This is a genomic window from Paenibacillus sp. FSL H7-0331 (assembly GCF_001956045.1).
Genome location: NZ_MRTH01000163.1, coordinates 1 through 640, shown reverse-complemented (window position 1 = coordinate 640; position 640 = coordinate 1). Strand labels below are relative to the sequence as shown.

1 protein-coding gene is annotated in these 640 nt (G+C 51.7%); it reads left to right on the top strand.

Annotated features, from left to right (window positions below; translation table 11 throughout):
* Nucleotides 1–640 (top strand): cyclic nucleotide-binding domain-containing protein (locus BK127_RS42280; protein ID WP_179097846.1); only part of this gene is annotated, 640 nt, incomplete at both ends.

Sequence of the window (640 nt, the reverse complement as noted above, 5' to 3'; positions counted from 1 at the left end):
CAAATGATCGACGCGCACCCTGAATTGAGGGTGTACTTACTTGAACAATTGGCCGATGATGCGATGCGCAAATTTCTGAAGCGGACGGCGCTGTTTGCCCCGCTACATCATCAGGAGCTGCGCTCGCTGCTTGATATTATGGTTATGAAGGAATATGCGCCCGGCCAAACGATTGTCAGTGAAGGGGAGATGGGTGATGCGTTCTATATCCTTCGAACCGGTACTGCTTCCGTACTGAAGGAAAGCGAGGGGAACCGGAAGCTTAATATCGTCAAAGCAGGGGAGTTTTTCGGAGAACTCGCGCTGTTGACCGGAGATCCTCGTAAGGCCAGCGTTATAGCGGACGAAGCGGTTTCCGTGTTTAGTCTGGCCAAGAACGACTTCGACAAGTTGATTCTTAAGTATCCGAAGGTCAGGGAAACGATAATAGGTATTGCTTCTGCTTATTTACAAAATGCGGTAGCGAGCGTTACCGCGAAGGATAGCGCAGTTGATGCTCCCGAAAGTGTTGCGGATGAAGCCGAACAGGAGAAACAACAGCGGTACGGCGGACGAAGGACTTGGCGTTTTAGGAACCGATTCCCCGTGCGCATTCAGCAAAGTGAGATGGACTGCGGCCCAACCTGCCTCTCGATGATCG